This window comes from Parabacteroides sp. AD58 (assembly GCF_023744375.2).
GTDB classification, from domain to species: domain Bacteria; phylum Bacteroidota; class Bacteroidia; order Bacteroidales; family Tannerellaceae; genus Parabacteroides; species Parabacteroides absconsus.
The window spans coordinates 2751702-2776739 of record NZ_CP146284.1; the positions used below are offsets into that span (position 1 = coordinate 2751702).

General features: G+C 44.8%; 20 protein-coding genes. 17 read left to right on the forward strand and 3 right to left on the reverse strand.

The features are described 5' to 3' along the window. Nucleotides 1-4: 4 nt before the first annotated feature. Entirely contained in the window at nucleotides 5-808 is an 804-nt protein-coding gene (locus tag NEE14_RS11740; RefSeq protein ID WP_251966651.1) for an alpha/beta hydrolase, read from the reverse strand. A gap of 113 nt (nucleotides 809-921) precedes the next feature. On the opposite strand from NEE14_RS11740, the gene NEE14_RS11745 reads away from it, so the two are divergent. From NEE14_RS11745 to ybeY, 3 genes are read left to right on the forward strand one after another with little or no spacing between them, the layout of a single operon-like run. Beyond that, complete coding sequence (locus tag NEE14_RS11745) at nucleotides 922-1323, forward strand: nucleotidyltransferase substrate binding protein (RefSeq protein ID WP_251966652.1); 402 nt, start codon at nucleotides 922-924, stop codon at nucleotides 1321-1323. Continuing rightward, nucleotides 1305-1628: a nucleotidyltransferase family protein gene (locus NEE14_RS11750; protein ID WP_251966653.1), complete on the forward strand. Its 324-nt coding sequence runs from the start codon at nucleotides 1305-1307 to the stop codon at nucleotides 1626-1628. Before NEE14_RS11745 ends, NEE14_RS11750 begins: the two co-directional genes overlap by 19 nt. A gap of 42 nt (nucleotides 1629-1670) precedes the next feature. Continuing rightward, complete coding sequence (ybeY, locus tag NEE14_RS11755) at nucleotides 1671-2102, forward strand: rRNA maturation RNase YbeY (protein WP_243323405.1); 432 nt, start codon at nucleotides 1671-1673, stop codon at nucleotides 2100-2102. A gap of 243 nt (nucleotides 2103-2345) precedes the next feature. Here ybeY and NEE14_RS11760 read toward each other — a convergent pair whose 3' ends face one another. Next, nucleotides 2346-3614 carry a sensor histidine kinase gene (locus tag NEE14_RS11760; RefSeq protein ID WP_251966654.1) on the reverse strand — a complete coding sequence of 423 codons (1269 nt, stop codon included), beginning with the start codon at nucleotides 3612-3614 and terminating at the stop codon, nucleotides 2346-2348. Beyond that, a complete protein-coding gene (locus NEE14_RS11765) occupies nucleotides 3611-4978 on the reverse strand; it encodes a sigma-54-dependent transcriptional regulator (protein WP_251966655.1) in 1368 nt (455 codons plus the stop codon). The genes NEE14_RS11760 and NEE14_RS11765 overlap by 4 nt, the downstream gene beginning before the upstream one ends. A gap of 200 nt (nucleotides 4979-5178) precedes the next feature. Between NEE14_RS11765 and NEE14_RS11770 the strand changes: the two genes are divergently transcribed. From NEE14_RS11770 to NEE14_RS11835, 14 genes are all read left to right on the forward strand, one after another. After that, nucleotides 5179-6300: an ATP-binding protein gene (locus tag NEE14_RS11770; RefSeq protein ID WP_022456064.1), complete on the forward strand. Its 1122-nt coding sequence runs from the start codon at nucleotides 5179-5181 to the stop codon at nucleotides 6298-6300. 160 nt (nucleotides 6301-6460) lie between these two features. Next, nucleotides 6461-7933 (forward strand): TolC family protein, encoded by a 1473-nt coding sequence (locus NEE14_RS11775; protein ID WP_251966656.1) that lies wholly within the window; start codon nucleotides 6461-6463, stop codon nucleotides 7931-7933. A gap of 11 nt (nucleotides 7934-7944) precedes the next feature. Next, nucleotides 7945-9192, forward strand: a complete 1248-nt coding sequence (locus NEE14_RS11780; protein ID WP_251966657.1) for an efflux RND transporter periplasmic adaptor subunit — start codon at nucleotides 7945-7947, stop codon at nucleotides 9190-9192. Nucleotides 9193-9227: 35 nt separating this feature from the next. Continuing rightward, the gene (locus NEE14_RS11785; RefSeq protein ID WP_251966658.1) at nucleotides 9228-11597 is read left to right on the forward strand and encodes an ABC transporter permease; all 2370 of its coding nucleotides are present in this window, start codon (nucleotides 9228-9230) and stop codon (nucleotides 11595-11597) included. A 243-nt stretch (nucleotides 11598-11840) separates the two neighbouring features. After that, nucleotides 11841-14225 carry an ABC transporter permease gene (locus tag NEE14_RS11790; protein WP_251966659.1) on the forward strand — a complete coding sequence of 795 codons (2385 nt, stop codon included), beginning with the start codon at nucleotides 11841-11843 and terminating at the stop codon, nucleotides 14223-14225. 383 nt (nucleotides 14226-14608) lie between these two features. Beyond that, nucleotides 14609-17002, forward strand: coding sequence for an ABC transporter permease (locus NEE14_RS11795; RefSeq protein ID WP_251966660.1), 2394 nt, complete (start codon nucleotides 14609-14611; stop codon nucleotides 17000-17002). A gap of 19 nt (nucleotides 17003-17021) precedes the next feature. Next, entirely contained in the window at nucleotides 17022-19379 is a 2358-nt protein-coding gene (locus tag NEE14_RS11800; protein ID WP_251966661.1) for an ABC transporter permease, read from the forward strand. A 49-nt stretch (nucleotides 19380-19428) separates the two neighbouring features. After that, a complete protein-coding gene (locus NEE14_RS11805) occupies nucleotides 19429-20103 on the forward strand; it encodes an ABC transporter ATP-binding protein (RefSeq protein WP_251966662.1) in 675 nt (224 codons plus the stop codon). A 121-nt stretch (nucleotides 20104-20224) separates the two neighbouring features. Continuing rightward, nucleotides 20225-21673 carry a subtype B tannase gene (locus NEE14_RS11810; protein WP_251966663.1) on the forward strand — a complete coding sequence of 483 codons (1449 nt, stop codon included), beginning with the start codon at nucleotides 20225-20227 and terminating at the stop codon, nucleotides 21671-21673. Nucleotides 21674-21814: 141 nt separating this feature from the next. Beyond that, complete coding sequence (locus NEE14_RS11815) at nucleotides 21815-22558, forward strand: NigD-like protein (protein WP_251966664.1); 744 nt, start codon at nucleotides 21815-21817, stop codon at nucleotides 22556-22558. Between the two features lie 618 nt (nucleotides 22559-23176). Next, nucleotides 23177-23632 carry a DUF4252 domain-containing protein gene (locus tag NEE14_RS11820; protein WP_251966665.1) on the forward strand — a complete coding sequence of 152 codons (456 nt, stop codon included), beginning with the start codon at nucleotides 23177-23179 and terminating at the stop codon, nucleotides 23630-23632. Continuing rightward, nucleotides 23622-24131 carry an RNA polymerase sigma factor gene (locus tag NEE14_RS11825; protein ID WP_251966741.1) on the forward strand — a complete coding sequence of 170 codons (510 nt, stop codon included), beginning with the start codon at nucleotides 23622-23624 and terminating at the stop codon, nucleotides 24129-24131. The genes NEE14_RS11820 and NEE14_RS11825 overlap by 11 nt, the downstream gene beginning before the upstream one ends. Next, nucleotides 24124-24531, forward strand: a complete 408-nt coding sequence (locus NEE14_RS11830) for a hypothetical protein (RefSeq protein WP_251966666.1) — start codon at nucleotides 24124-24126, stop codon at nucleotides 24529-24531. Before NEE14_RS11825 ends, NEE14_RS11830 begins: the two co-directional genes overlap by 8 nt. Beyond that, entirely contained in the window at nucleotides 24528-25001 is a 474-nt protein-coding gene (locus NEE14_RS11835; RefSeq protein WP_251966667.1) for a DUF4252 domain-containing protein, read from the forward strand. The genes NEE14_RS11830 and NEE14_RS11835 overlap by 4 nt, the downstream gene beginning before the upstream one ends. Nucleotides 25002-25038 lie beyond the last annotated feature (37 nt).

Sequence of the window (25038 nt, forward strand, 5' to 3'; positions counted from 1 at the left end):
ATGGTTATTTCTTTTCGTGTTCACGGATAAATTGCAGGAGTAATGGGAAAGAAGCTATCGGCATATTCCCGTGATCATATCCGTCCAGTTCATACAGTGTTGCATCCGGATGCCCCAATAACTTGAATAAACGGTGGAAGAATGCCTGCTCTTCATATCTTCCGTACAATTCCTTTTCCCTGTCGGCTGAGATAATCAGGATAGGCGGACAGTCTTTCCTAACGTAATAGAGCGGAGCTATCGAATCGATCAAGGGTTGTAATGGCGGCATTCCCATGCGGCGGCGAGCTTCAAAGTGTGTAATGACTTGTCCGCTGAAGGGAATCAGTCCGGCTATCTGGTCGGCATCCTTTCCGTATTTCTTTAATAAGCTTTTATTCAATCCTACTAAATCAATCAGATAACCTCCGGCAGAATGACCCGATAAATAAATCTTTTGGGTACTTCCTCCGTATTGGGCAATGTGATCGAATGTCCAGCTGACAGCTTGTGTCGCGTCATCAATGATCTCCGGGATAGTTACTTTTGGTGACAAGCGGTATTCAACTCCTACAACGATCAAACCTTCTTTTAATAACGCCTCCGGTATTTCCCGCTTTCCTCCGGTCAGGCCACCTCCGTGAAACCAGACAACCACGGGAGCTTCCTTGGCATTGGCCGGATAAGCGATATCCAGCCGGCACATCGAATCGGCATACGTGTCATTTGTCTGTCGGTAGGCAATGTTTCGTTCGTAACGGTAATCGGCAGCTATTGCTTGCCAGGCACAAAGGCAACTTAAGATGATTAGCACAACAATTCTTTTCATGATATTTTTGATTTCTGTTTCCTGCAAAGGTAAAGATATTTACTTACTTTCGTACCTTTGTAGAGGGATAATCATACCGGTAAGGTAAATGTTGAACGTAGTAACTGGATAGTATGGATGTAGATGTTCGATGGAAGCAACGTTTCCAAAACTTTGATAAAGCATTTAAACGACTAACGGACGCGATTCAGATCATTCGGAATGATCCGGATAATGTCTTGTTGCAAGCCGGATTGATACAAATCTATGAGTTTACTTTTGAACTGGCTTGGAAGACGTTGAAAGATTATCTGGAAATGGAAGGCTTTACGGTTCCTTCGCCCCGGGCAACGCTTCGGCAGGCGTTTCAATGTGGCTATATTCAGCAGGGAGATGTATGGCTGAAGGCTTTGAATGACCGTAATCTGACGGCTCATACCTACGATGATGAGGTCGCAAAAGAAGTTATCGCTGATATTCAGCAGACGTATTATTTCTTACTAAAAGATTTGCACCAATGGTTGATGGGATTGTAAATATGGGATTGTCGGAAAAGGAACTGGCGATATTGCGGCACATTTTATCCCGTTATCCGCATATAGAAGAAGCCGTTGTTTTTGGTTCCCGGGCAAAAGGAAACTATAAACCGGCGTCCGATATTGATTTGGCTATTAAGGGAGAAGACCTTGAGAAGGATGATCTTTCGGCTGTCCTAGCGGATTTGGAAGCCTCACTGTTACCTTATTTTGTGGATGTCGTCTTATATCGGCGCATTCAAAATGAGGCATTGAAAGAACATATTGACCGGGTTGGCCGAACCATTTACCGACGAGATAAATAAAACGAACTTTTCGTACCTTTGCAGACAATAAAAACATGAGATATGGCAATAGCTTTTTATGCGGAAGATACTGAACTTCCGGCAATCAATAAACAGGCAGTGAGCGGTTGGGTGAGAGCTGTGGCTGCGACGTATGGCAAAAAAACGGGCGACATCAGTTATATATTCTGTTCGGACGAAAAGATCCTGGAAGTCAACCGCCAGTATTTGCAACACGATTATTATACGGATATCATTACGTTCGATTATACGGAGGGAAACAAGATTTCCGGCGATTTGTTCATCAGCCTGGATACGGTCAAGACGAATGCCGAGGCTTTTCATACTTCATATAACGAGGAATTGCACCGGACTATTATCCACGGGATTCTGCATCTTTGCGGAATCAACGACAAAGGTCCGGGCGAACGGGAAATCATGGAGGCAAACGAAAATAAAGCCTTGGCGATTTTACCGGAAGAATGCAAGCAGTGACCTTATTCTCTCTGCGGAATAAATTTGAAAACTCCCGATAGATAACTGAAATTCTACCGGGAGTTTTTTGTGTTTCTCCTGAAGAATTCTTTAGTTCACGTCGTGAACTAAGTAATTCTCGCCGTGAACTACTTAATCCACGGCGTGAACTAAGTAATCCGCGGCGTGGATTAAAGAATATCTGCCGGGAAAAGAAAGAATGGTTGCCTACCATTGAAAGTTTATGTACCGCCCTTCGGAAGTTTAGGGAAAGAGGATTCGGAAACAGCTGCCCTGACCGTTTCCGGAAGTTGCCGAGATGCTGCCGCCATGCAGGGTGATGATTTGTTTACAAAGGCTGAGGCCGATACCGGAACCATTGGGTTTGGTGGTGAAGAACGGGATGAAAATCCGTTCCAGTACGTCGGGAAGGATACCTTCTCCGTTGTCTTGGATGATGAAGATCCGCTCTTTTCCGTTTGATTCGGCCCGGACTTGGATATTTGGTTCGCTCACAGTGGCACAAGCCTCGCGGGCATTCTTCAGTAAATTCAGGAAGACCTGTTCCATTTGTGCCCGGTCGGCTTCCCATTCCAAAGACTCGTCGGCCAGCTGGAAGTGGATATATGGCTCCGGATTCAGGCGTTTCAGGTCGGCAAAGAAGTCTTTGACTGGAATACGGACTTTAACCGGCGGGGCAATGCGTGTAAGTTTTCGGTAATTCTCTACAAACTCCAGCAGACCTTTGCTACGACGGCGGATGATGTTCAAGCCTTGTTGCAGATGCTGGCGGTTCCGGGTTTCTTCCGGAGACTCTTTACATCGTTCGCTTAAGGTCTCGGCCAACGAGATAATGGGTGTAATGGAATTCATGATTTCATGCGTAAGAACGCGGATCAGCTTTTGCCAGGCTTCCATCTCGTTCCGTTCCAAAGTCGCGTGGATGTTCTTTAAACTGACAATCCATCGTTCGCATCCTTGCAGAAAAATACGGGTCATGTTAATAGATAAGTCTAAAGGAAGGTTTTGCCGGGTGTAACGGACTACCGGCAATTTCTTCCGGATTGCCGTCAGAATCTCATCAGGCAAGAAAGGCGAAGATGCCAATAACGTATCCGCAGCCCGATTCGTCCAGTCTATCTTCCCTTGTTTATCGGCAACGAGGACGGCGGTATCGACTTTGTTCAATAAGCTTTCGTAATATTGTCTTTTTACTTCTTCATTCAGCAATTGCTGGCGCAATGAACGAAGGGCGGCCGATAAATCGGTCGCCAGTTCCTGCATGGCTTTGTCTTTAAACGGGGCGTGAACCATTTGGGTTAAGTCGTGTTGCAACAGACAATCGACCAGATAACGCCAGGACTTCACCTGCCGCATCTGCAGGATATAAAGCCGGATACTGATGCTCACGATAGCCAATACGCTGAATACGCTGCAAAAGAACCATTCCTGCAGCAGACTGTAGGCAAGGAACAGAGCCGAAAGGATAATTCCGGCGATGTGGAGCGCGATTGTCAGCGTATAGGTTTTCATAAGCCTAACTTTTCGATTTTACGGTAAAGGGAGAAACGGGTGATTCCCAATAACTCGGCGGCATAGGTCATATTACCGTTGCTTTGCCGCAAGGCACGTTCGATGGTCTTTCGTTCTACCTGTTCCAGATTCAGGTCGTTGTCTTCGGGTTGTTTCCGCTCATGTGCTGCCGGATACAACGGAAAATCGTTCGGACGCAACAGGCTGCTTTCGTTGAGGATTACGGCGCGTTCCAATACGTGCTGTAACTCGCGTACGTTGCCCGGCCATTTGTATTTCATCAACTTGGCACTGGCATCCCGGCTGAAGCCTTTGATCTCTTTCTTGTATTTCCGGTTATAATGTTTCAGGAAATGCTCGGCCAATAACAGAATATCTTCACCCCGTTCGCGCAGCGGCGGAATGATCAGTTCGATGGTATTGATACGATAGAGCAAGTCCTGACGGAAATTCCCCTCGGCTACCAGTTGATGCAGGTTGGCATTGGTGGCACAAATCAGACGGACATCGATGGGAATCGGTTCGACAGCTCCCAAACGTGTGATGTAACGCTTCTCAATTGCCGTCAGGAGTTTCGCTTGCATCGGCAGAGACAGATTACCGATTTCATCGAGAAACAACGTACCGCCGGAAGCCGTTTCCATCCGTCCGGGTTTCGACTTGCGAGCATCGGTAAACGCTCCTTTCTCGTATCCGAACAGTTCACTCTCGAAGAGTTGTTCCGGAATGCTGCCCAGATCGATGGTAATGAAGGCATCGTCGCGCCGGGGAGAATAATATTTCAGTAACCGGGCCACCAGGTCTTTTCCCGTTCCGTTCTCGCCCGAGATGAGGATATTCGCATCCGTTTCAGAAAGGCGGGTAATTGTTTCTTTCACTTTCTGCATGGCCGGCGATTCACCGATCAGTTCCGGCAGATCTGGCTCTCCTTTCAAGGCATTCATTTGTGCCTGGAGGCGACCTACTTCTTTACGGGAATGGCTCAATTTGATAGCAGAAGAAAGCGTCGCCAATAACTTCTCTGTTTCCCAGGGCTTGGATACAAAGTCGGTCGCTCCGGCTTTAATCGCCCTGACGGCCTTTTCCGTATCCGAATAAGCCGTCATGAAAATGACAACCGCCTGCGGATCGATGTTCAGGATTTGTTCGAGGCATTCAAAACCTTCCTGTCCGCTTACGGCATCACGCCTGAAGTTCATATCCAGCAAAACCACATCCGGCTGGAATGTCCGCATAAAGTGTTCGATACGCGCAGGCTGTGTGGTTACTTTGATCTTCTGCATATACGGTTCGAGCAGCATATTCAAAGCAAACAGAACATCTTCGTTATCGTCGATAATCAATATTTTCCCTTTTTCTTCCATACAGGCAAAGATACAAGGAATACAAATACCTTGTGCGTGCGTTCCCGCACGTTTTTTGTGCAGAATCGCACGGAAAGAAAAAGGATTTTATCGATTAAATCCTTAGAATTTTGCCGAAATTTGTGGGTGTAACCGCAAAATTCGGGTAAAATTTGTGGTTAGAAACACTTTTTCTTCTATTTTTGTGGAAAAGCGATACGATGATAAAGCGGATTATTGAAGATAAGATTCTGGCAGACTTCAGGCGGAAGAAAGTTATTGTTCTGCTGGGAGCCAGACAGGTAGGCAAGACAACATTGTTGTCGGCCATAGAAGGAGGATTCAGAAAAATCCTGTCTTTGAATTGTGATAACGTGGATGATGTACTGGAACTGGAAGGGAAAACATCTACGGAGTTAAATCATTTGTTATCACCCTACGATTTAGTCCTGATAGATGAAGCGCAACGTGTCAGGAATATTGGATTGGTTTTGAAGATCATTGGAGACTTGAAACTGGATACGCAGGTGATAGTTACCGGTTCTTCCTCGTTGGATATGGCAAATGAAATCAATGAACCGGCAACTGGGCGTTTGTTGGAACATAATCTGTATCCGTTTTCTTTATCGGAATTGGCAGATGCGACTTCGGAAAGAGAAGAAAGACGATTGTTGGAGAACCGGATGATTTACGGATTATATCCGGAAGTGGTCAATGAACCGGCAGATGCTAAGCGGACTTTGATGTCGCTAACCAATAACTATCTCTATAAAGACTTATTTACGTACAAAGGAATCAAGAAACCGGATTTGATTCAGAAACTGGTACGGGCTTTGGCTTTGCAATTAGGAAGTGAAGTCTCCTATAATGAATTAAGTAATTTATTGGGAGTGGACAGAAGTACGGTTGAATCTTATATCAATTTATTGGAGAAATGCTTTGTCGTGTTTCGTCTGGATTCATTTAGCCGGAATATTCGGAATGAGATAAAGAAAGGGAAAAAAGTCTATTTCTATGATAATGGCATACGCAATGCAGTAATCTCAAATTTCGCTCCTTTGGAGTTACGAACGGATGTCGGAGCTTTATGGGAAAACCTGATGGTAAGTGAGCGGGTGAAACGAAATGCTTATACATCGAGTTTTGCCAATTTATATTTCTGGAGAACCCATGAACAGCAGGAAATAGATTTGATTGAAGAAGAAGATGGTATTTTACGGGCATATGAGTTTAAATGGAACACAAAAGCCAAGGCGAAAATGCCCAAATCATTTGCTGAGAATTATCAGAATTCTATTTATGAAGTAATCACTCCAGATCATTTCTGGTCCTTTCTTCGATAATTTCTATACTATCCATAGGCCTTCTCCGTGCGTTCCCGCACGTTTTTTGTGCAGAATCGCACGGAGTTAATTCTCTCCTTTTTCTATATATCGCTATCATATAATAGGTTACGGGTATGGCACGATATTTGAATTTGTGTTTGTGATAAATCGTGTCTATATGAAACTCTATCGGACTATACTTTTATTAAGTGGAAGCCTGTGGCTGACTTTAACAAGTATTGCTCAAGCCCAACATCAATTGACATTGAAGCAGTCGATTGAATTGGCACAAGCTTATTCTCCGGAAGCGCAGGCGGCTGCACATACTTATCGGGCTGCTTATTGGAGTTACCGCTACTTTCGGGCCAATTATCTGCCGGGAGTCAGCTTGACTTCTTCGCCTTATCTGAACCGGCAGATTAATAAGGTAACACAACCCGACGGAACCGAACAGTTTATCCGGCAGAACCAGTTGAGTACGGACCTGACTCTCTCGATCAGTCAGAATATTTGGTTTACGGGTGGTAGCTTGTTTATACAGACAGCTACACAGCGGATGGATGAACTGACGACAAAAACGAAGGCTTATAATACGCAACCGATTACCATTGGTTACCGTCAGTCGCTTTTCGGTTATAATTCGTTGAAGTGGGACCGGCGTATTGAACCGGTACGTTTTCGGGAAGCCAAGAAAAGCTATGCGGAAACTTTGGAGCTGATTGCCTCTAAAACATGTGATTTGTTTTTCAGTCTGGCAACGGCGCAGGCAAACCTGCAAATAGCCAAGTCTAATTATGCTTCGGCAGATACATTATACCGGTATGCAAAAGGTCGGTATGAGATCGGAAGCATATCGGAGAATGAGATGTTGCAGCTGGAAGTAAACCGGCTGAATGAAGAAACGAATGTGATGAAGGCTCAGATAGAAGTAGAAGACGCCGCCTTGACATTCCGTTCTTTTTTAGGTTTGCGGGAAGATGAGAATCTGGAAGTCCTTCCGAGTGTCGAAGATATTGTTGCGTTTGAAGTACCATTAGACCGGGCTTTGGAACTGGCGTATGCTTATAGTCCGGAAATGGAAACTTATGAACGGATGCGACTGGAGAGTAAAAGCAATCTGGCAGCAGCCCGGGCTGAACGGGGACTAAAGGCCGATTTGTATCTGCAGTTTGGTCTTTCACAGACCGGAGAAGAATTAAGGGCTTCCTATCGGAATCCGTTGAATCAGCAGTATGTGAGTCTTTCATTAGCCATTCCGATTCTGGATTGGGGACGTGGGAAAGGAAAAGTCCGCGTAGCAAAGTCTCAAATGGAGCTGGTTGATACGCAAGTGGGCCAAGCCATGACCGACTTCGAACTGAATGTCCGGAAGATGGTGCGACAGTTTAACTTGCAGGCGAAGCAAGTACAGGTAGCCCAGAAGACGGATGAAACGGCCCGTAAACGTTATGAAGTAGCCATGAAGTTATACCTGATGGGAAAGTCGTCTATCCTGGATTTGAATGCTGCCACAACCGAAAAGGATGCTGCCCAGCGTAATTATTTGTCGGCGATGAAAACCTATTGGACATTGTATTATGGGTTGCGTAGTATGACGCAATATGATTTCCAACAGAATTGCCCGTTAAGTGAAAATTTACCCGAAATATAAACGAAACTCTTATGGATATAAAACTAGAAAAGAAACCTTGGTACATACGTTACCGTTATTACTTGGCCGGAGCTTTCCTGGTATGCTGTGGCCTGATTTATGTGATTGTATTGGCTTCTGGTCCGAGACGGTTGCGGATTAACGCGGAACATATTCAGATAGAAGAAGTAAAACAAGCCGACTTTATGGAATATGTAGATGTAGAAGGCATTGTCCATCCGATTCTGACGATTATTGTCAATACGCGGGAAGCCGGAAATGTGGATCAGATCATCGGAGAAGAAGGCAGTTTGCTGAAGAAAGGCGATACGATTCTGACGCTGACGAATCCGAATTTGATGCGCGAGATAGAAGATCAGCAGGATGAATGGGAGAAACAACGGATTTCGTATCAGGAGAAAGCCCTGGAGATGGAACAGAAGAGTCTGACTTTAAAGCAACAGACGTTGGAAGCCGAGTATGAGTTGAACAAGATCCGGAAGAGTTTCTCGCTCGAAAAGGAAGAGTATGCGATGGGAATTCGCAGTAAAGCCCAGCTGGAAGTATCGGAAGATGAGTATCGATATAAGACGGAATCAACCCGCCTGAAGTTGAAAAGCCTTCAGAGTGATTCTTCCATGACAGTTATCCGAAAAGAGCTATTGCAAAACGATCGTGACCGGGAAGAAAAGAAATTGATACGAAGTCGGCAACGGATTGAGGATTTGGTAGTCCGCTCTCCGATAAACGGACAACTGAGTTTCGTGAAAGTAACGCCCGGACAACAGGTGGCTGCCGGAGAGAATATCGCGGAAGTCAAGGTGATGGACCAGTTTAAGATTCATACGTCCCTCAGTGAATATTATATAGATCGGGTTACTACCGGCTTGCCGGCTGCCATTACTTATCAGGGAAAACGCTATCCGTTGAAGATCAGTAAGGTGATTCCGGAGGTGAAAGATCGTCTCTTTGAAGTAGATTTGGTCTTTACTGGAGAAATGCCGGAGAATGTCCGACTGGGGAAAAGCTTTCGGGTACAAATCGAATTAGGACAACCCGAGCAGGCGTTAGTCGTTCCACGTGGAAACTTTTATCAGCAAACCGGTGGACAGTGGATTTATAAAGTCAATGCCGACAAGACGCGGGCTGTAAAAGTCCCGGTAACCATTGGCCGGCAGAATCCTCGTCAATATGAGATCACAGAAGGATTACAACCTGGCGACTTGGTCATTGTTTCCGGATACGATACCTTTGGTGAAGCGGAAGAGCTGGTGTTTTAGAAGTCTATGTTATTGATGATAGAAATATTAGATATATGATACAACATTACCTGAAAGTAGCAATCCGGAATCTGCTGAAGTATAAAGTGCAGACGGGAATTAGTATGCTGGGTTTGGCGGCAGGCTTTGTCTGCTTCGTCTTGTCTGCCTTTTGGATTCATTATGAGATGACTTACGATCAGTTCCGGAAAGATGCTGACCGACTTTATTTGGTGCGGGTGAATGATGGTTTCGCCGAAGGACGGATTACGTGGCGTGTGCCGGTTCCATTAGGGGCGTATCTGAAAGAACACTTTCCGGAGATAGAATCGTTTGCTCCTTTCTCTTCGTATGAATATCGGGTCAAGGTAGAAGGACGGTACGAACAAGCTTTCTTATCGTCGGCCGACAGTGCTTGGGTACAGATGATGGATGTCCAATTGGTGGATGGAAACCGGAACTTCATGCAGGAACGCTCCAAGGAAGTAGCTATTACGGAAGAAACCGCTAAGGCTTGGTTTGGCCATGAGAATCCGTTAGGAAAGGAATTGGAAATATGGACTGATGATAAAAGAATGATTGGCGCGATTGTTCGGGTGAATAACCGGCATACCAATTTCCCAATTGCTTTGATGGGTGATCCGCGGAAAGATCGGACATGGTGGAATCAGACTTGGAGGATGTTGGTAAAGGTGAAAGAAGGAACGGATATTCCGGCGTTGGAAGCCAAGATAAGCGAGAATCTGCCGTATGAACTGATACATCCAAATGAAGTACGGAATACCGGTATTGAACGTTTATATCTTACGCCTTTAACGGAATTGCGCTATGCGAAAGACTTCCGCAATCAAAGTGAAGGTGGCATTACCTTCCGGTACATCGTTTATTTCTCTGTAACCGGTTTGTTGGTGATTCTCTGTGCGCTGATGAATTATTTGACCTTGTTTATTAACCGGATGCAAGTCAGGAAACGGGAAATGATGCTTCGTCTCGTACATGGTGCGTCGATACAGTCGTTAGTCCGTTTGTTGGGTTTGGAGTTCTTGCTTCTGCTGATGGGTTCGTTCCTGATCGGGATGTTAGTTATGGAAATCCTTTTCCCGGCTTTCCTGGAGTTGACAGGAACGGATGCCGGTCGAACTTCCTTGTATGGAGAAGCTTTGCTCTTCCTGATACTTATTTCTGTTTTGCTGCTGGGTGTGGCAATCGGTGTGATTTATGGCATCCAACGTAGGCAGTTGCAGGGATCAGGAAATGGAGAGAGCGAACGTCGTTTCCGTACGTGGATCCGGAAAGGCAGTATTGTCTTCCAGCTTTTTATCTGTATGCTTTTTATGACGGGCACACAATGGATGAACCGTCAGTTGGATTATTTGCGCCAGCATGATTTAGGAATAGAGTTACACAACCGGGGTTATTTTGCCCTCGACAGGACAGAAAATACTTCACCTTTCGTTGAGAAGTTGAAACAACTACCGATGATTACCGAAGTCCTTCCGGCCGATTATCGTCCCTTGGTGTCGGATATAGGGACAGCCGTTGGGCAGATTCAACAATGGGAAGGATTAGAGCAGAAGCTGGATGTGCCGATACCCATCAATCTTTTTGTGGGAGATGAAACGTTGGCCCGCTTTTATGGGCTTACGCTTTTGGCTGGTGAATGGCTGAATGAATTTTCTGGCTATGGAGAGATTGTAATCAATGAATCGTTGGCTTGGCGCATGGGATATACACCGGAAGAAGTGATCGGAAAACATATAAACACCGGGATGCCGATTCCCAATCAAGTGATCAAAGGTGTGGTGAAAGATTTCCAATATAAGGCTCCGACCGAGCAAATGCCGAATACGGGATTTGTTATCGGGGATGAAATGGGATTGATGCTGTTGCAAAATGGTATCCTTTTCCGTTTCAAGGAAGGAACATGGGACGCTTGCCGCACGGCAATTGAACAGCTTTGCCGGAAAGAAGCTCCGGATAAAGAAATTAGGCTTGTCAATGAAGAAGAGTCCTATAATAAATACCTGCAATCCGAAGCCATGCTGGCCCGTTTGCTGGCATTCGCCTCGTTGGTTTGTATGTTGGTAGCTATCTTTGGCATCTATTCATTGGTGACGCTCACTTGCGAACAACGTCGTAAGGAAATAGCCATTCGGAAAGTCAACGGTGCTACGGTACGGAATATCCTTTCGCTATTCTATCGGGAATATATCGTGTTGTTACTGTTAGCGGCATTGCCGGCATTTCCGTTGGCTTATATCTTGGTTAAACATTGGATAGAAACCTACACGCGCCAGATGCCAATTCCGATTGCTCCGGCATTGGGCGTTTTTCTTGTCTTGTTATTGGTAGTCGGGTTGAGTATTAGTTGGCGTGTCTGGCGTGCCGCCCATGAGAATCCGGCGGAAGTCATCAAGCGGGAATAGCTCGACGATGCTTCTTCTGAAGAAAAAGCACCGTCAGACTACTCGGACGATACGTTTTCTGGAAAAAATGCCCTGTCAGACGCTCGGACGATGCTTCCTGAGCTGCGGAAGGTCTGTCGGAGTACTCGGACGATGCTTCCTGAGAAAAGGAAGGCCTGTCAGACACTCGGACAAAGCTTCCCGAACAGCGGAAGCATCGTCCGAGGATTTAGAAAAAGGAAAAAGAATTAAAAAATAGATACAATGAAAACACTGACGTATGCATGGCGTTTCTTGGCTCGGTCCAAGGCATATACGATAATCAATATCTTGGGATTGTCGTTCAGTTTGGCTTGTTGCCTGATTTTAATGAGGTATATCCATCGGGAACTGACGGTTGATACACATTGTGTGGACCGAAATGAGGTGTATGGTGTGATTGTTGACATGGAAGGTTCTCGGGGATTAAGCAGTTATTCGAACGGGAACGAGAAAGATAGTACCTATATTGATCCTCGTTTTATCGAGATGATCGGGAGCGCAATTACAATGCAAGACGATTATGTATTGTCGGGAAACCAACGTTTCCAGGCGAATGTGCTGGCAGTGGACAGTGGTTATCTTCAGTTGTTTCCATATCAGGTAGTTGAAGGAAAGTTGTCGTTGGATAATCCGCAGTCGGCTTACCTGATGGAAACTTTTGCCCGTAAACTGTTCGGAAAAGAAAATCCGGTGGGAAAAGTGCTTCGGTATAGTAACGGGAAGGATGTAACGGTGGCCGGTGTATTAGCCGAACCAACTTGTAAGACCTTGCTTCGATTTGATGTCTTGCTCTCTTCCTCTTTATCGGAACATTGGGAACGTATTCCGACCGAGTTTTATCGTTTTTCACCGGGCACGGATATGGCAGAAATCAATCGGATTGCTTCGATTCCCCGTTTTGTGAATCCTCAAATGAAAGATATAGATACGCGGCAGGAAACCTTTTCCTTTATCTCTTTGAAAGAGATTTATTGGGAAGAATCGATTATGAAATCACTCCGCGAAGATCAGATGTTCAGTTACGGAGTTCGTTCCTATTTGTATGTGATTGGCGGTATCTGCTTGTTGCTTTTCCTGACAGGTGTGATCAACTTCCTGAACTTGTATTTGGTTTCCTCTTTGAAGCGAGGAAAAGAATACAGGGTGAAACGAATCTTCGGGATTCATCCTCAAGGTCTGTTTGGGCAAATGTGGATAGAGAACTTGCTACTGGTCGGCATTGCTTTGTTCTTTGCCTGGTTATGGATGGAGATTACAACGCCCTGGATAGAACACTTATTAGCTTATCATTTTGTTTATACCATTTTCGATGTTCAGCTTTCGGTTGTGGTCTTGGTGTTCCTTCCATTATTGACGGCTGGTTATTCATATTTCAAGTATAGCCGGATGTCGCCGATTGTTTCGATTCAGTCTATCGGTCAAAGCAGCCGTTCGGTTCGGGTACGTATGGTATTTCTTTTTGTACAGTATCTGTTCTGTTTCTTACTCATTACTCTTTCTTTATATTTCAACCAACAATTGTCGTTGATGTTGCATACTGATCCGGGTATTCGGACAAAAGATATCATTCAAGCCAATTTGATATATGAGTCGCGCGACATGGCTATCTATCGAGATCCGGCAAAGATTCAGGAACGTGTAGATCGTATTAATCACATTGACCAGCAACTGAATGCTTGTCCGCATATCCAAGAATGGACAAATGGCTACGATTGGTTGCCGAATCCGGGATACAGCACTCTGTTTACGAACGAAGCAGGCCAGGTTCAGAATGTTCAGGTACATACGGTTTGTGTAGAATTCTTTCACCTGTTTGATATACAAGTTTTGGAAGGAGCTTTACCGGAAACAGATGATAAAACAGCTACTTATTTCGTTGCCAACCAAGCAGCAATGAAAGCTTTTGGGTTCGATAGTTGCGAGAATGCCCGGATAGCAGAAGACAGTAATGTGCGTGCTTCCAGAAAAGATCCGTGGATGCCCATTTGTGCGGTGGTAGAAGATACATATATGAGTCATGTGAGTGAAGGAATTAAGCCAACTGTTTATCGGGTGTTTGTAGGTTATGGCGGTGATTGTTATCAGATAGCTTGTGCTCCGGGCCATACGAAAGATGTATTGGATTATTTACGGAAGGTAGAACTTGATACTTATGGATCGGAAGACTTTGAATATTCGTTTCTCGAAGATGATATGCAGGCTCTTTACCGGCGAGACCGCCAGGTAGCACATATTTATACTGTCTTTGCCTTGGTAGCCATTGCGGTATCTTGTTTGGGTTTGTTTGGTTTATCTTTGTTTGATGTCCGACAGCGTTATCGTGAAATAGGTATCCGGAAAGTGAACGGTGCCCAACTGAAAGATATTTACCGCTTGTTATTCCGGAAATATATGTTCCTGTTGTTGGTATCCTTTGCCGTTTCGATACCGGTAGCCGTAGCTGTGATTATCCGTTATACCGAGAATTTCGCGGTTAAAGCGCCGCTGGGGGCAGGAATCTTCTTGTGGTCCTTACTGTTGGTATCGGTTATTTCGTTGGGAACACTGTTCTGGCAGATAAACCTGGCGGCACAGATTAATCCGGCGGATGTAGTGAAGCGGGAATAAGTTGGGATATATTCTTCCGTTTCCCAGGAGATAAAGTTGGAAAGAGTCGGAAGGAAAAGTTGGATTTATTTGACAAATTCTTTAGTTCACGGCGTGAACTAAGTAATCCACGACGTGAACTAAGTAATTCACGACGTGAACTAAGTAATCCGCGTCGTGAACTAAAGAATAGGATATCGGATCATTACTTTTTCTTCCGGGCTTGACAAGTTTATCAGGTATGAACGATAGATAACGAGGATGACTGTGCGTTCGTGCACGTTATTTGTGCGAAGACGCACAGGTGATTATCAGTAGGTAGTCCGTTAAGTTGTTGTAAACATAGTATTTATCTGTTTGGCATACGTTTTGTTTATGTGTTTGTAGATATAAAAGAAGAAAGTATGAAACACGTGTTGTTATCATTGAGAACAATTTTCCGTTTTAAGACTTATACGGGGATTAATGTAGTAGGCTTGGCACTGAGTTTGGCTTGTGTGTTTATCTTAGTACGTTATATTCATCAGGAAATGACGGTAAACCACTTTGTTCCGGAATTGGATCGGACATTTCTGACGGCTGAAGTAAAAGAAGACGGAAGTGCTAGGTTATCAAGCAGCGGGAATCCGAATAAGGATGTGGAATTCCGAAATCCGTTGGACGATCCGTCTGTCGAACGATATAGCCGGTTCATCTTGTTGGAAGAAGACTTTATCGAAACGGGAAGTTCTCGATATAACTTAAACTCGTTAGTAGTCGATACGTCGTTCTTTCAGTTGATTCCTTATCCTTGTCTGGAAGGAACGATGAGGCTGGCTCCGAATGATGCCTTGATTACACATACTTTCGCAAAACGTATCTTTGGAAAAGAAAGTCCGATAGGAAAAGAATTTACAACGTCAACCGGGAAATTGGTTCGGGTCGTAGGTGTAGTTGGTCAACCTTCTACAAAGTCTTCTTTTCAGTTTGATATGGTATTTTCCACTGAATTGACAGATTGGTCACTGGTGCCATACGAAGTAGTACGCCTTTATCGTCCGGAAGATGTTGTGGCATTGAATAAGAAGAATGCGAAACCCATGAAATTAAGTTATACCATGGATGAAGAAATCTTTTATCGGATGTATCCGCTACGAGAACTTTATCTGAATCAAGAGGTACAAATCTACGTTAAGACGTTCTTGCGTGGAAATACGGATGTCTTGAAGTTATTGGCATTGGTATCGGGTTTGATCTTGTTGGTTGGCTTGTTCAATTACGTGAATCTGTACACGGTGGTAATGCAGAAGCGAGGGAAAGAATTAGGTATAAAACAGATCTTCGGAGCGAGTAAGAAGCAAATCTTCGGACAATTGTATGTCGAGAATATGTGTCTGAACGGGATCGCTTTGCTGGTAGTTTGGTTGATCGTAGAAGTCACCCGACAAGTAGTAGCTACGAAGTACGGTATTCCGGTACAATCGGATTCTGGATTTGACTGGCTGTTATCGGGAAGTGTATTGTTTGTCTTGCCGTTCCTGACAGCTCTTTATCCGTTCTGGAAATATACCCATGCAGTACCTGTCCGTTCGTTGCATTCGGTCTTTGTCGGAGGTAAATCGTTGGCTTCCCGTTTTGTCTTTCTGTTTTTCCAATATATCATTACGTTTTGTCTGGTGGTTGCAGCGATCTATTTAAGTCGGCAACTCTATTTCTTACTGCATACAGACGTAGGTTATCAGGCAGAGAACGTGATTCAATGCCGTATCTGGCGGGAGAATCCGTCGCTCTATTCCATGTCAATCGAAGAACACGACAAGGAAATGGCTAAAGCTAAGTCGACTTGTGCGTTGATAGAGAAACGTCTGCAAGAATCTCCTGTGCTGACAGGCTTTGTATATGGTGAACCTCCGTATCAATTGAGTGGCCCTTTACATTTTAAGGCAGAGAACGGAGAAGAAACGGACGCTTTTTATCTTTATACTGATAAGAAGTATATGGAGTTGTTTGGATTTCGAGTGACGGAAGGGCGTACTTGGAATGATGGAGATGAGTTGGTACAATATAAAGTAATTGCTAATCGGGCTTTTCTGCATGCTTTGCATATTAAGGATTGGAGAACAGAGAAAGTAACGCCCAATCGTCGTTTGTGGTGGAATAGTTTTGAGCGATTGAATACGCCGCAGCCTCATGAGATTGTCGGGGTGATGGAAGACTTCCGGAGCGGACATTTGTCAGGAGGAAATCAACCGATCGTATTTGTGTTTAACGAAGGTGATCCCAGAGATGCACTTTATATATCTTTCGTTCCCGGCAAAGAAAAGGAAGCGATTGCCTATCTCAAGCAAGTATATGCCGAAGCCATTGGAAGTGGCGAGTTTGAGTATTCATTGGTTACAGACGAGATTGCCAAGCTACATGCAGAAGACCGGAAAGTGATGTTGGTGATCATCACCTTTGCTTTGATAGCTGTAGGCATTTCCTGTCTGGGTTTGTTCGGTCTTTCGCTTTATGATATTCGTCAACGTTATCGGGAGATTGGTTTGCGGAAAGTACATGGTGCACAAGTCGGCGATATTTACCGGTTATTGATCAAGAAGTATGTTTACGTCCTGTTGTTGGCCTATCTGGTTGGTTCTATCGTAGCCTATCTCAGTATCGAGCGATATATGGAAACTTTTGTTCATCGTGCACCTTTGTCTTTCTGGATATTTCTGGTTGCAGGAGTATTGGTCGCCTTGGTCGCTTTGCTGACTTTGTATGGACAAGTCCGGCGTGCCTCTCGGATTAATCCAGCAGATGTCATCAAAAGGGAATAATACATCTAATAAGAATGATATGAAATACGGGTTTATACTGAAGATGGTTTTACGCGGGTGGTGGCGGAACAAAGTGTTTTTCCTCATTGCCGTGATCAGCTTGTCGATCGGATTGGCTGGGACGAATCTGTTGCTGACTTATTTTATCCATGATTATTTTATGGAGCGGGATAATCCGGATAAGGAACGGATCTTCTGCTTGCGGCAGGATAATCCGTTTGATGACGGGCAGAAAGTGGCTTTTGCTTCGATAGAGGCGGCTTCGGATGTGCAGAAGAAGATTCCCGGTGTGGAGAGTTTTATGCAGATACAGGAGTATGTTGCTTCTGTTAGGTATAAAGGACAGACATATTCCGATTTGGAAATGATTGGGGCTGATTCTACTTTGCCGACTTTCTTTCCGGTTGACGTTATTTCAGGAGATTTGAAGGAAGCCCTTTCCAGTCCGAATAAGATAGCCATTCGGGAATCTGTGGTAAAGCGAATCTTTGGAAAAGAAGATCCGTTGGGCAAGACCTTGGAAACAGAATCGGAAGGAAAGAGAACGGCTTATGAAGTGGTTACGGTATTGGCCGAGCAAACTCAGTCGTTGTTGAAGTATGATGTATTAACAAGTAAGACAGCTGATTATTGGGGTGGAGCCACGTTCTTGAAGTTATTGCCGAATGTTTCGGCAGAACAGGTGGAAAAGGCGATTCGGGCAGACAAGTCGATTCAGACAATGATGCCGGATCAGACTCAATATTATGTGGATTCGTTGCCTGACCTTTATTTTGTCCAGTCACAGGGAACGAGCCAGCAACCGCTTCCGTTTATCCAGCAAAGCCAGGTACAGTTATTGTATATCGGTTTGCTGGCTGCTATTTTGATCTTGGTGATTGCCTGCTGCAATTATACCAATATGAACTTGAGCCGGCTGATGCAGCAGTTAAAGATGATTCATGTGGAGAAACTGATGGGTGGAACGCTTCGTGAAATCCGGATGCAGTTATTGGGTGATGTGGCGCTGACGGTAGTGATCTCGTTCTTGCTTTCCTTGTTGATCATTGCGGATGTATTACCGGTGTTCAATGCGGTACTGAAGTCTCGGATGACGTTTGCTTTCTTCTTCAGCGGACAAGTTCTTCCGTTGTTACTTGGTTTCTTACTGGTGATGGCTCTTGTTCCGGCCTGGTATGCCAGCCGGCGTTTGATGCGCTGGTCGTATTCTGAATATAAAATGGTCTCGAACGGGAAGAGAAAACATATACTGATGGCGGTATTGGTTGTCGTCCAGTTTGCCATTTCCTGTGGTTTGGTATTGGCCACTTGCATCGGAGAGAAACAACAACGTATGATTCTGCAACAGGCATCTCATTACGAAGGATTGATCGAAACGGGAGATATGTTTTCGCCTCCGGCAGCGCCTTTGAAGGCTGAACTGGAAAAGCGGGTACCGGGAATCGAATCGATATCTTTGTCGCTAGGCTCTGTGCTGAATTCTCCCATTCGGGAGTTGCAGATTCCCCAACCGGACGGTACGGAAAAGCGTTCTTATTTGCTGACGTTATACAGTGATTCTTCTTTCTTGGAGACGATGCATATCCGGCAATTGACGGGACATTCGCCGGCTCGGCTTCAGCAAGAATATGCTTATCCGGTATTGGTCAATGAAAGTTTCGTGCGTCAGTTGGTACCGGCAGGCGTAGATCCGATTGGTCGTTCATTACAGGAATTTGATACCTATGCCGATTCTTTATATGTAATCGGTGGCACCGTTGAAGACTTTCCGATCAATTCGTTGGAGAAGGAGATAACACCGATTACCATTCACCTGCCTGCTTCGTCGGCCTTGGGTAAGGCGAATGTATTGCATATCAAACTTCGTCCGGAAGATAAAGAAGAGACGATCCGTCAGATAGCTCAGATATGGGAAGAGATCAATGCGAAGCAAGCCTTCCAATATATGGATATGCACGCCTTGTTTATGGAACGGAATGCGCGGTTTGTCTCTTTTGCGCAGGTCATCACTGTGTATGCCGTGATCGGATTGTTGCTGACTTTATTCGGTTTGTTTGGTATTACGTGGTATGCTACGCGCCAACGGATACGGGAAATCAGTATCCGGAAAATACATGGCGCCAGCCGTTGGCAGATTGTCTGGCTCCTGAACAAGCCGTTTATGGTGTATGCTGTGATAGCTTATCTGATCGCTCTTCCGATAACATACGGACTGCTTTCCAACTGGCTGGAGCAGTTTGCTTATCATGTATCTTTCTCGATACTTGACTGGCTGTTGCCTTTCCTGGTAATTTGGCTGGTATCTGTCATTACTGTAGGTATTCAGGCGTATGTTTTGATGAAGGTTGATCCGGTGAAGTGCCTGAAAGTTGAGTGAAAGGCCGATTGGAAACAAAGAAATGAACAAACTTAAAAACAGAAAAGATATGATTAAGACAGAAAATTTACAGAAGGTTTTCCGTACAGACGAGGTGGAAACTTGGGCATTGAATAACGTAAGCATCGAAGTAAAGAAAGGCGAGTTCGTCGCTATTATGGGACCTTCAGGATGTGGTAAGTCCACTTTGCTGAATATTCTGGGCTTGTTGGATAATCCAACCAGCGGGACGTATTATCTCGACGGCATAGAGGTCTCGAAATATACCGAATCGCAGCGAACGAACTTGCGGAAAGGTGTCATCGGCTTTGTGTTCCAAAGCTTCAACCTGATAGAAGAATTGAATGTCTATGAGAACATCGAATTGCCGCTTTTGTATATGGGTATTCCTGCCAACGAACGGAAACGCCGTATCGAAGAAGCGATGGACCGGATGGCGATCAGTCACCGCTCGAAGCATTTCCCGCAGCAGTTGTCTGGCGGTCAGCAGCAACGTGTGGCGATTGCCCGTGCCGTTGTCGGGAATCCGAAGTTAATCCTGGCCGACGAGCCGACCGGTAACTTGGATTCAAAGAACGGAAAAGAAGTGATGGAGTTATTAACCGAATTGAATAAAGAGGGAACAACCGTTGTTATGGTAACGCACTCGCAGCATGATGCCGGCTATGCCGGGCGAACCATCAATCTGTTCGACGGACAGGTGGTAAACGAAGTGCAGTTGTAAGCATATTCCGATTAGGATTTTTTACACGTTTATGAGGCTCGTTATCCAAAAGATTATCGATACTTTTGCTGTACAAAAATATGAGTGAATACAAACACTACATATATTTAAAATAATTGTTATGGATAAGAAGAGCCTTTCTTGGATATTGGGGCTCGGAGCAATGGTGCAAATAGCTGTTGCTGCTCCAATATCAATTTCAGGGAATGACGTTGCTCTGAAATTTAATTCGGAAAAGGGCGAACAACGCACCTTGGTTATGCCGGATGGAAAGACCGTCAAGTACGTGGCGTACGAGAAAATCTATTATGTAACAAACGTAGAAGATTCAACTTACCAGTATCTGAACTTCTATGTGCCCGAATCGGCTTTAGCCACAGAGGCCGGTGTTCCTATTTTCTTCCGGACTTATACAGGTGGATACATGGCTGCCAAAGCGGAAAAGCCTTCCGAAACGGATGCGACGGGTCGTGCCTTACTCGAAGGTTATGCGGTTTGTATTCCGGGTTCGCGAGGTTGGAATGCGGAAGTCTCCGGCCAGAATGGGAAAACAACTTTCACGGGCCGTGCTCCGGCTGGTTTGGTGGATTTGAAAGCTGCCATTCGTTATTTGCGTTTTAATGATGCTATCATGCCGGGAGATGCAGAAAAGATCATTACAGACGGAACAAGTGCGGGCGGAGCTATGTCTGCTTTGTTGGGAACGACGGGTAATAATCCGGCTTACGAACCGTATCTGAAAGCAATGGGCGCGGCTAATGCGCGTGACGACGTATATGCTTCGGTTTGTTATTGCCCGATAACGGATTTGAACCATGCTGATATGGCTTATGAATGGCTGTATGGTTGTACAAATCGGAAAAAACGTCAGTTGAACGACGATCAAGATGCGGTATCTAAGGAACTGGCTGCTGCCTATCCTGCTTATCTGAATAGCTTAGGGTTGAAGAGGGCAGACGGAACGCCTTTAACTGATCAGAATTACTTAGATTATATTAAACATTTCTTGATTAAATCTGCTCAAAAGGCAATTGCCGAAGGTGGTGTTTTACCGGATGATGCCGGAATCATTTATTACAAACCGAATAAAGGGGGATCGAGTGAATTTGTCGTGGATATAGATATGGACCAATATCTGAATTATGTAGTCTCGACGCAACCGTTGAAGACTCCGCCGGCTTTCGATGCCTTGCATGTATTAACGGATAAACCGACTCCCGAAAACCAACTATTTGGTGATAGAACAGGAAATTCTGTAAATTTTACTTCCTTTAGTCTGCTGAAAGCAACGGGAAATGCCAATGCAGAACTCGACAGCCATATACAAGAACTAGTCCGGATTATGAATCCGATGAATTTTATTCAGGATTCTAATAGTACGCATGCACGTTATTGGTACATCCGCCACGGAGCTCGCGACCGGGATACCAGTTTCCCGGTACCAGTAAACTTGGCGACGAAATTGATGAACGCCGGTTATGAGGTTGATTTTGCCTTGCCTTGGAATCGTCCGCATACCGGAGATTACAATCTCGATGACTTGTTTGACTGGATCAAACAGATTTTATAACGTAGAAAGGCTTTCCTTCAGTGAGGGAGAGCCTTCTTTCTTTTAAGGCTACTATTAATTAACAATTCTCATGCAGCATTTTTATCGCTTCCTGCATTATTATTAGAAAACGAATAAACAGTTAACGAATAAAGATGCATTATGAAATTAAGTTTTAAGAAATGGATGGTATTGGCAGTCGCTGCCGTGTGTTCAATGGGATTTCAGTCTTGTTTGGATAATGATGATAATGACGCGTATTATCTGACCATTCCGAATGCATTGGTTACCGTAAAACCTACGGGCGAGAATTCTTTCTTCTTGCAGTTGGATGATACAACAACGCTGCTGCCGGTTAATATGACTTCTTCTCCGTTCGGCTCAAAAGAGGTGAGAGCCTTGACGAACTTCTCAGAAGTAGATGAGCCGAGCGATGGTTATTCAAAGGCTGTTCATATTAATTGGATTGATAGTATTCTGACGAAGAATATGGCTCCCGATTTAGGCCTGCAGAATGATTCAATTTATGGAACAGATCCGGTTGAGATGGTAGGTGACTGGGTAACTATTGCAGAAGACGGTTATCTGACGCTGCGTTTCCGGACCACTTCTTCGTATGGCTCGAAGCATTTCGTCAACTTGCTTTCGACGAATAACCCGGAAAATCCGTATGAAGTAGAATTCCGTCACAACGCTTATGGTAATACCTACGGTGAAATGGCCGACGGACTGGTGGCTTTCAAATTAGACAGTCTGCCGGATACAGAAGGAAAGACTGTGAAGCTAAAGCTGAAATGGAATTCTTACAGCGGAGAAAAGTCGGCTGAGTTCGATTATTGCTCTCGTAAGTCAACACCCGCAAGTGCTTCTATTGCTTCTGAACGGGCGACTTTGTCGCTGGAGTAAGCATCGTAGGTGTGCACAGCTAGGTTGAGAATTTATCTCGCGTGTGCGACAAGTCTTGAATGAACGCATAGAACCGTGGTACAAACGAAACAGGTTTGTGCTACGGTTTTTTTCTGTCGGTACGTTTCCTAGTTCTGATAGGAGACCGGTGATAGTTGCCATACTGCCGATTAAAACTTTAATACTCGCCGGGAAAAGTTTGAATCCTCGTCAGTAATTCTTTAATCCACGTCGTGAATTACTTAGTTCTCGCCGTGGATTAAGTAGTTCACGGCGTGGATTACTTAGTTCACGACGTGAACTAAAGAATTTCCCGTTAGAATTGACTTTTTCCGTCTGCGGATGAGTAAGTTTTCCCTATTGGATTTTCTTTTTTTCTTCCAGAATTTCCAAAAGTTTCAAGTATAGTTGAAACTTTTTCTGTTTTTGCCAAAAGTTTCAAGTATGATTGAAACTTTTTGTATGGATTACCTAGATTTGTATCCTCAAAAAATCCCGATTATTTTGTAACGAATGCGGTGGCTAAATCGTCATATAAATGAAAGCGCTTCAGAAAACGTGCACGACTGGCGAAGCTCGCTTGAATGAATGTTTAATGAATAGATAAAACTAACGGATATGAAGATGAAAGGTTTATTTTTGGCGGGACTTTTATGGATGGCTGCAACCGGAATGCAGGCGAGAGGCATGGAGCATTTTATAGATGAACTGGCCTCGCAGCAGGAAGTGACACGGGTTTCTTTAGGCACTGCAGCGATGGCTCTCGGCAGTATGTTTACGGATACTTACGGAGTAAAGCACATCGACGTTTTGTGTCTGGAGCATTGTTCGGATGAAGTCCGGACGAAGTTTGGACAGGCTATAGCCGACTTACATGACCCCGACTTTGAACCGCTTGTTTCGCATTCGGAAAATGGGGAACGGACCAAGATATTCGTGAAGATAAAAGATGAAATGATTCGGGAGATGGTGATTTGTCATGTCGACGACGAGGTGGCTGTCGTTCGCCTGAAAGGAAAGATTAAACCATCGGATATCGAACAAGTCATACAGGATCATGGAAGTGACCGCTGATATCTTTAAGCGTCTTTATCTTCCGTTTCATGCAAAGCTTTATCGGATCGCATTTGCCTTGGTCGGGAATCAGGAAGAAGCTGAGGATATCGTACAGGAAGTTTATTCACGTCTGTGGGAACGGAAGGAAGAGCTGGCGGCTGTCCGGAATCCAGAAGCGTATGCCATTACATTGGTCAAGCATTTCTGCCTGGATTATCTTCGTTCTCCGCGGGCCAGTCAGCCGGCAGCCGAGCTGGAAGATGCAGGAGAGTTTCTGTCTGACTCATCTCCGGAAAAGGAAACGGAAGAGAAAGATCAGATTCGGCAAGTGCAGCGCTGGATCAATGAGCTTCCCTTGAATCAGCAACAGGTACTGAGGTTGCAGGGTGTGGAAGATTATTCAGTGGAAGAGATCGAACAGATCACCGGTTACACCGCCGGCAATATTCGGGTTTTACTTTCGCGTGCCCGGAAAACAATACGCGAGCAATTCAAAAAACTGTATGGAAATGAATGATCAGCAAATAGACGAATTAATCAGACGGGCGTTGAAGGATCAAAGCCAGGTGCCGGTACATCTGGAAGAGCGACTCGAACGGCATATTGACCGGCTGGCAGCGGATGAAAAGAAATCGGTCCGTATTCCAATGTACAGAAACCGGATCAGACGCTGGTGTGTGGCAGCAAGTATTTTGCTGGTATTGGGAGTAGGGACAACAGCTTATTTCTCGGCTTCAGATGCCCGACCGAAAGATACATTCGATAATCCGGAGGAAGCCGCAATGGCTGCCGAACAAGCCTTGACTTTGTTGTCGCAAAACCTGAATAAAGGCTTTGGCGAAATGAATCAGGCCCGGCAGGAAATGGAAAAGATACATGCAGTAGTGACGAAACATATAAATGATCAGACAAAATGAAACATCAGATTCTTTTAATCGTTTGCTTATTGTGCTTAAGCTTGACGGGCTATGCACAGGACAAGTTATTTGATAAGTTCTCCGATATGGATCATGTATCCTCGGTTTATATATCCAAATCCATGTTTCAGATGATGCCGGAACTCTCGGCTGCCGGTTTGAACCTGATTCATCTGAAAGGAAAGATTGACAACCTGCAAGTGCTGTCAACTGAAGATGCTGCCGTCCGTGAAGAGATGAAAAAAGACTTTCATGCCGCCATTGGTAAAACCTATGAATCGTGGATGAAGGTAAAATCGGATGGAACGAAAGCCGACTTTATGGTGAAGAAGAACGGCGACAAACTCCATGAGATGATTATGCTGGCCGATACCGATTCTTCTTATGTGGTTATCCGGATGACAGGCAATTTTACCATGGATGATATGCAGGAATTGGCCGGACAATCCGAAAATGATAACAAAAAGTAAAACCATACTTCCCTCATAAATCCTATCTCATTTCTAA

What these genes read in the sequence shown, in the direction of transcription:
- NEE14_RS11745 (WP_251966652.1), top strand. Translation starts at nt 922, where the DNA reads ATGGATGTAGATGTTCGATGGAAGCAACGTTTCCAAAACTTTGATAAA.
- NEE14_RS11820 (WP_251966665.1), top strand. Translation starts at nt 23,177, where the DNA reads ATGAAGATGAAAGGTTTATTTTTGGCGGGACTTTTATGGATGGCTGCA.
- NEE14_RS11795 (WP_251966660.1), top strand. Translation starts at nt 14,609, where the DNA reads ATGAAACACGTGTTGTTATCATTGAGAACAATTTTCCGTTTTAAGACT.
- NEE14_RS11775 (WP_251966656.1), top strand. Translation starts at nt 6,461, where the DNA reads ATGAAACTCTATCGGACTATACTTTTATTAAGTGGAAGCCTGTGGCTG.
- NEE14_RS11785 (WP_251966658.1), top strand. Translation starts at nt 9,228, where the DNA reads ATGATACAACATTACCTGAAAGTAGCAATCCGGAATCTGCTGAAGTAT.
- NEE14_RS11765 (WP_251966655.1), bottom strand. Translation starts at nt 4,978, where the DNA reads ATGGAAGAAAAAGGGAAAATATTGATTATCGACGATAACGAAGATGTT.
- NEE14_RS11805 (WP_251966662.1), top strand. Translation starts at nt 19,429, where the DNA reads ATGATTAAGACAGAAAATTTACAGAAGGTTTTCCGTACAGACGAGGTG.
- NEE14_RS11780 (WP_251966657.1), top strand. Translation starts at nt 7,945, where the DNA reads ATGGATATAAAACTAGAAAAGAAACCTTGGTACATACGTTACCGTTAT.
- NEE14_RS11800 (WP_251966661.1), top strand. Translation starts at nt 17,022, where the DNA reads ATGAAATACGGGTTTATACTGAAGATGGTTTTACGCGGGTGGTGGCGG.
- NEE14_RS11750 (WP_251966653.1), top strand. Translation starts at nt 1,305, where the DNA reads ATGGTTGATGGGATTGTAAATATGGGATTGTCGGAAAAGGAACTGGCG.
- NEE14_RS11740 (WP_251966651.1), bottom strand. Translation starts at nt 808, where the DNA reads ATGAAAAGAATTGTTGTGCTAATCATCTTAAGTTGCCTTTGTGCCTGG.
- NEE14_RS11815 (WP_251966664.1), top strand. Translation starts at nt 21,815, where the DNA reads ATGAAATTAAGTTTTAAGAAATGGATGGTATTGGCAGTCGCTGCCGTG.
- NEE14_RS11760 (WP_251966654.1), bottom strand. Translation starts at nt 3,614, where the DNA reads ATGAAAACCTATACGCTGACAATCGCGCTCCACATCGCCGGAATTATC.
- ybeY (WP_243323405.1), top strand. Translation starts at nt 1,671, where the DNA reads ATGGCAATAGCTTTTTATGCGGAAGATACTGAACTTCCGGCAATCAAT.
- NEE14_RS11770 (WP_022456064.1), top strand. Translation starts at nt 5,179, where the DNA reads ATGATAAAGCGGATTATTGAAGATAAGATTCTGGCAGACTTCAGGCGG.
- NEE14_RS11810 (WP_251966663.1), top strand. Translation starts at nt 20,225, where the DNA reads ATGGATAAGAAGAGCCTTTCTTGGATATTGGGGCTCGGAGCAATGGTG.
- NEE14_RS11830 (WP_251966666.1), top strand. Translation starts at nt 24,124, where the DNA reads ATGAATGATCAGCAAATAGACGAATTAATCAGACGGGCGTTGAAGGAT.
- NEE14_RS11835 (WP_251966667.1), top strand. Translation starts at nt 24,528, where the DNA reads ATGAAACATCAGATTCTTTTAATCGTTTGCTTATTGTGCTTAAGCTTG.
- NEE14_RS11790 (WP_251966659.1), top strand. Translation starts at nt 11,841, where the DNA reads ATGAAAACACTGACGTATGCATGGCGTTTCTTGGCTCGGTCCAAGGCA.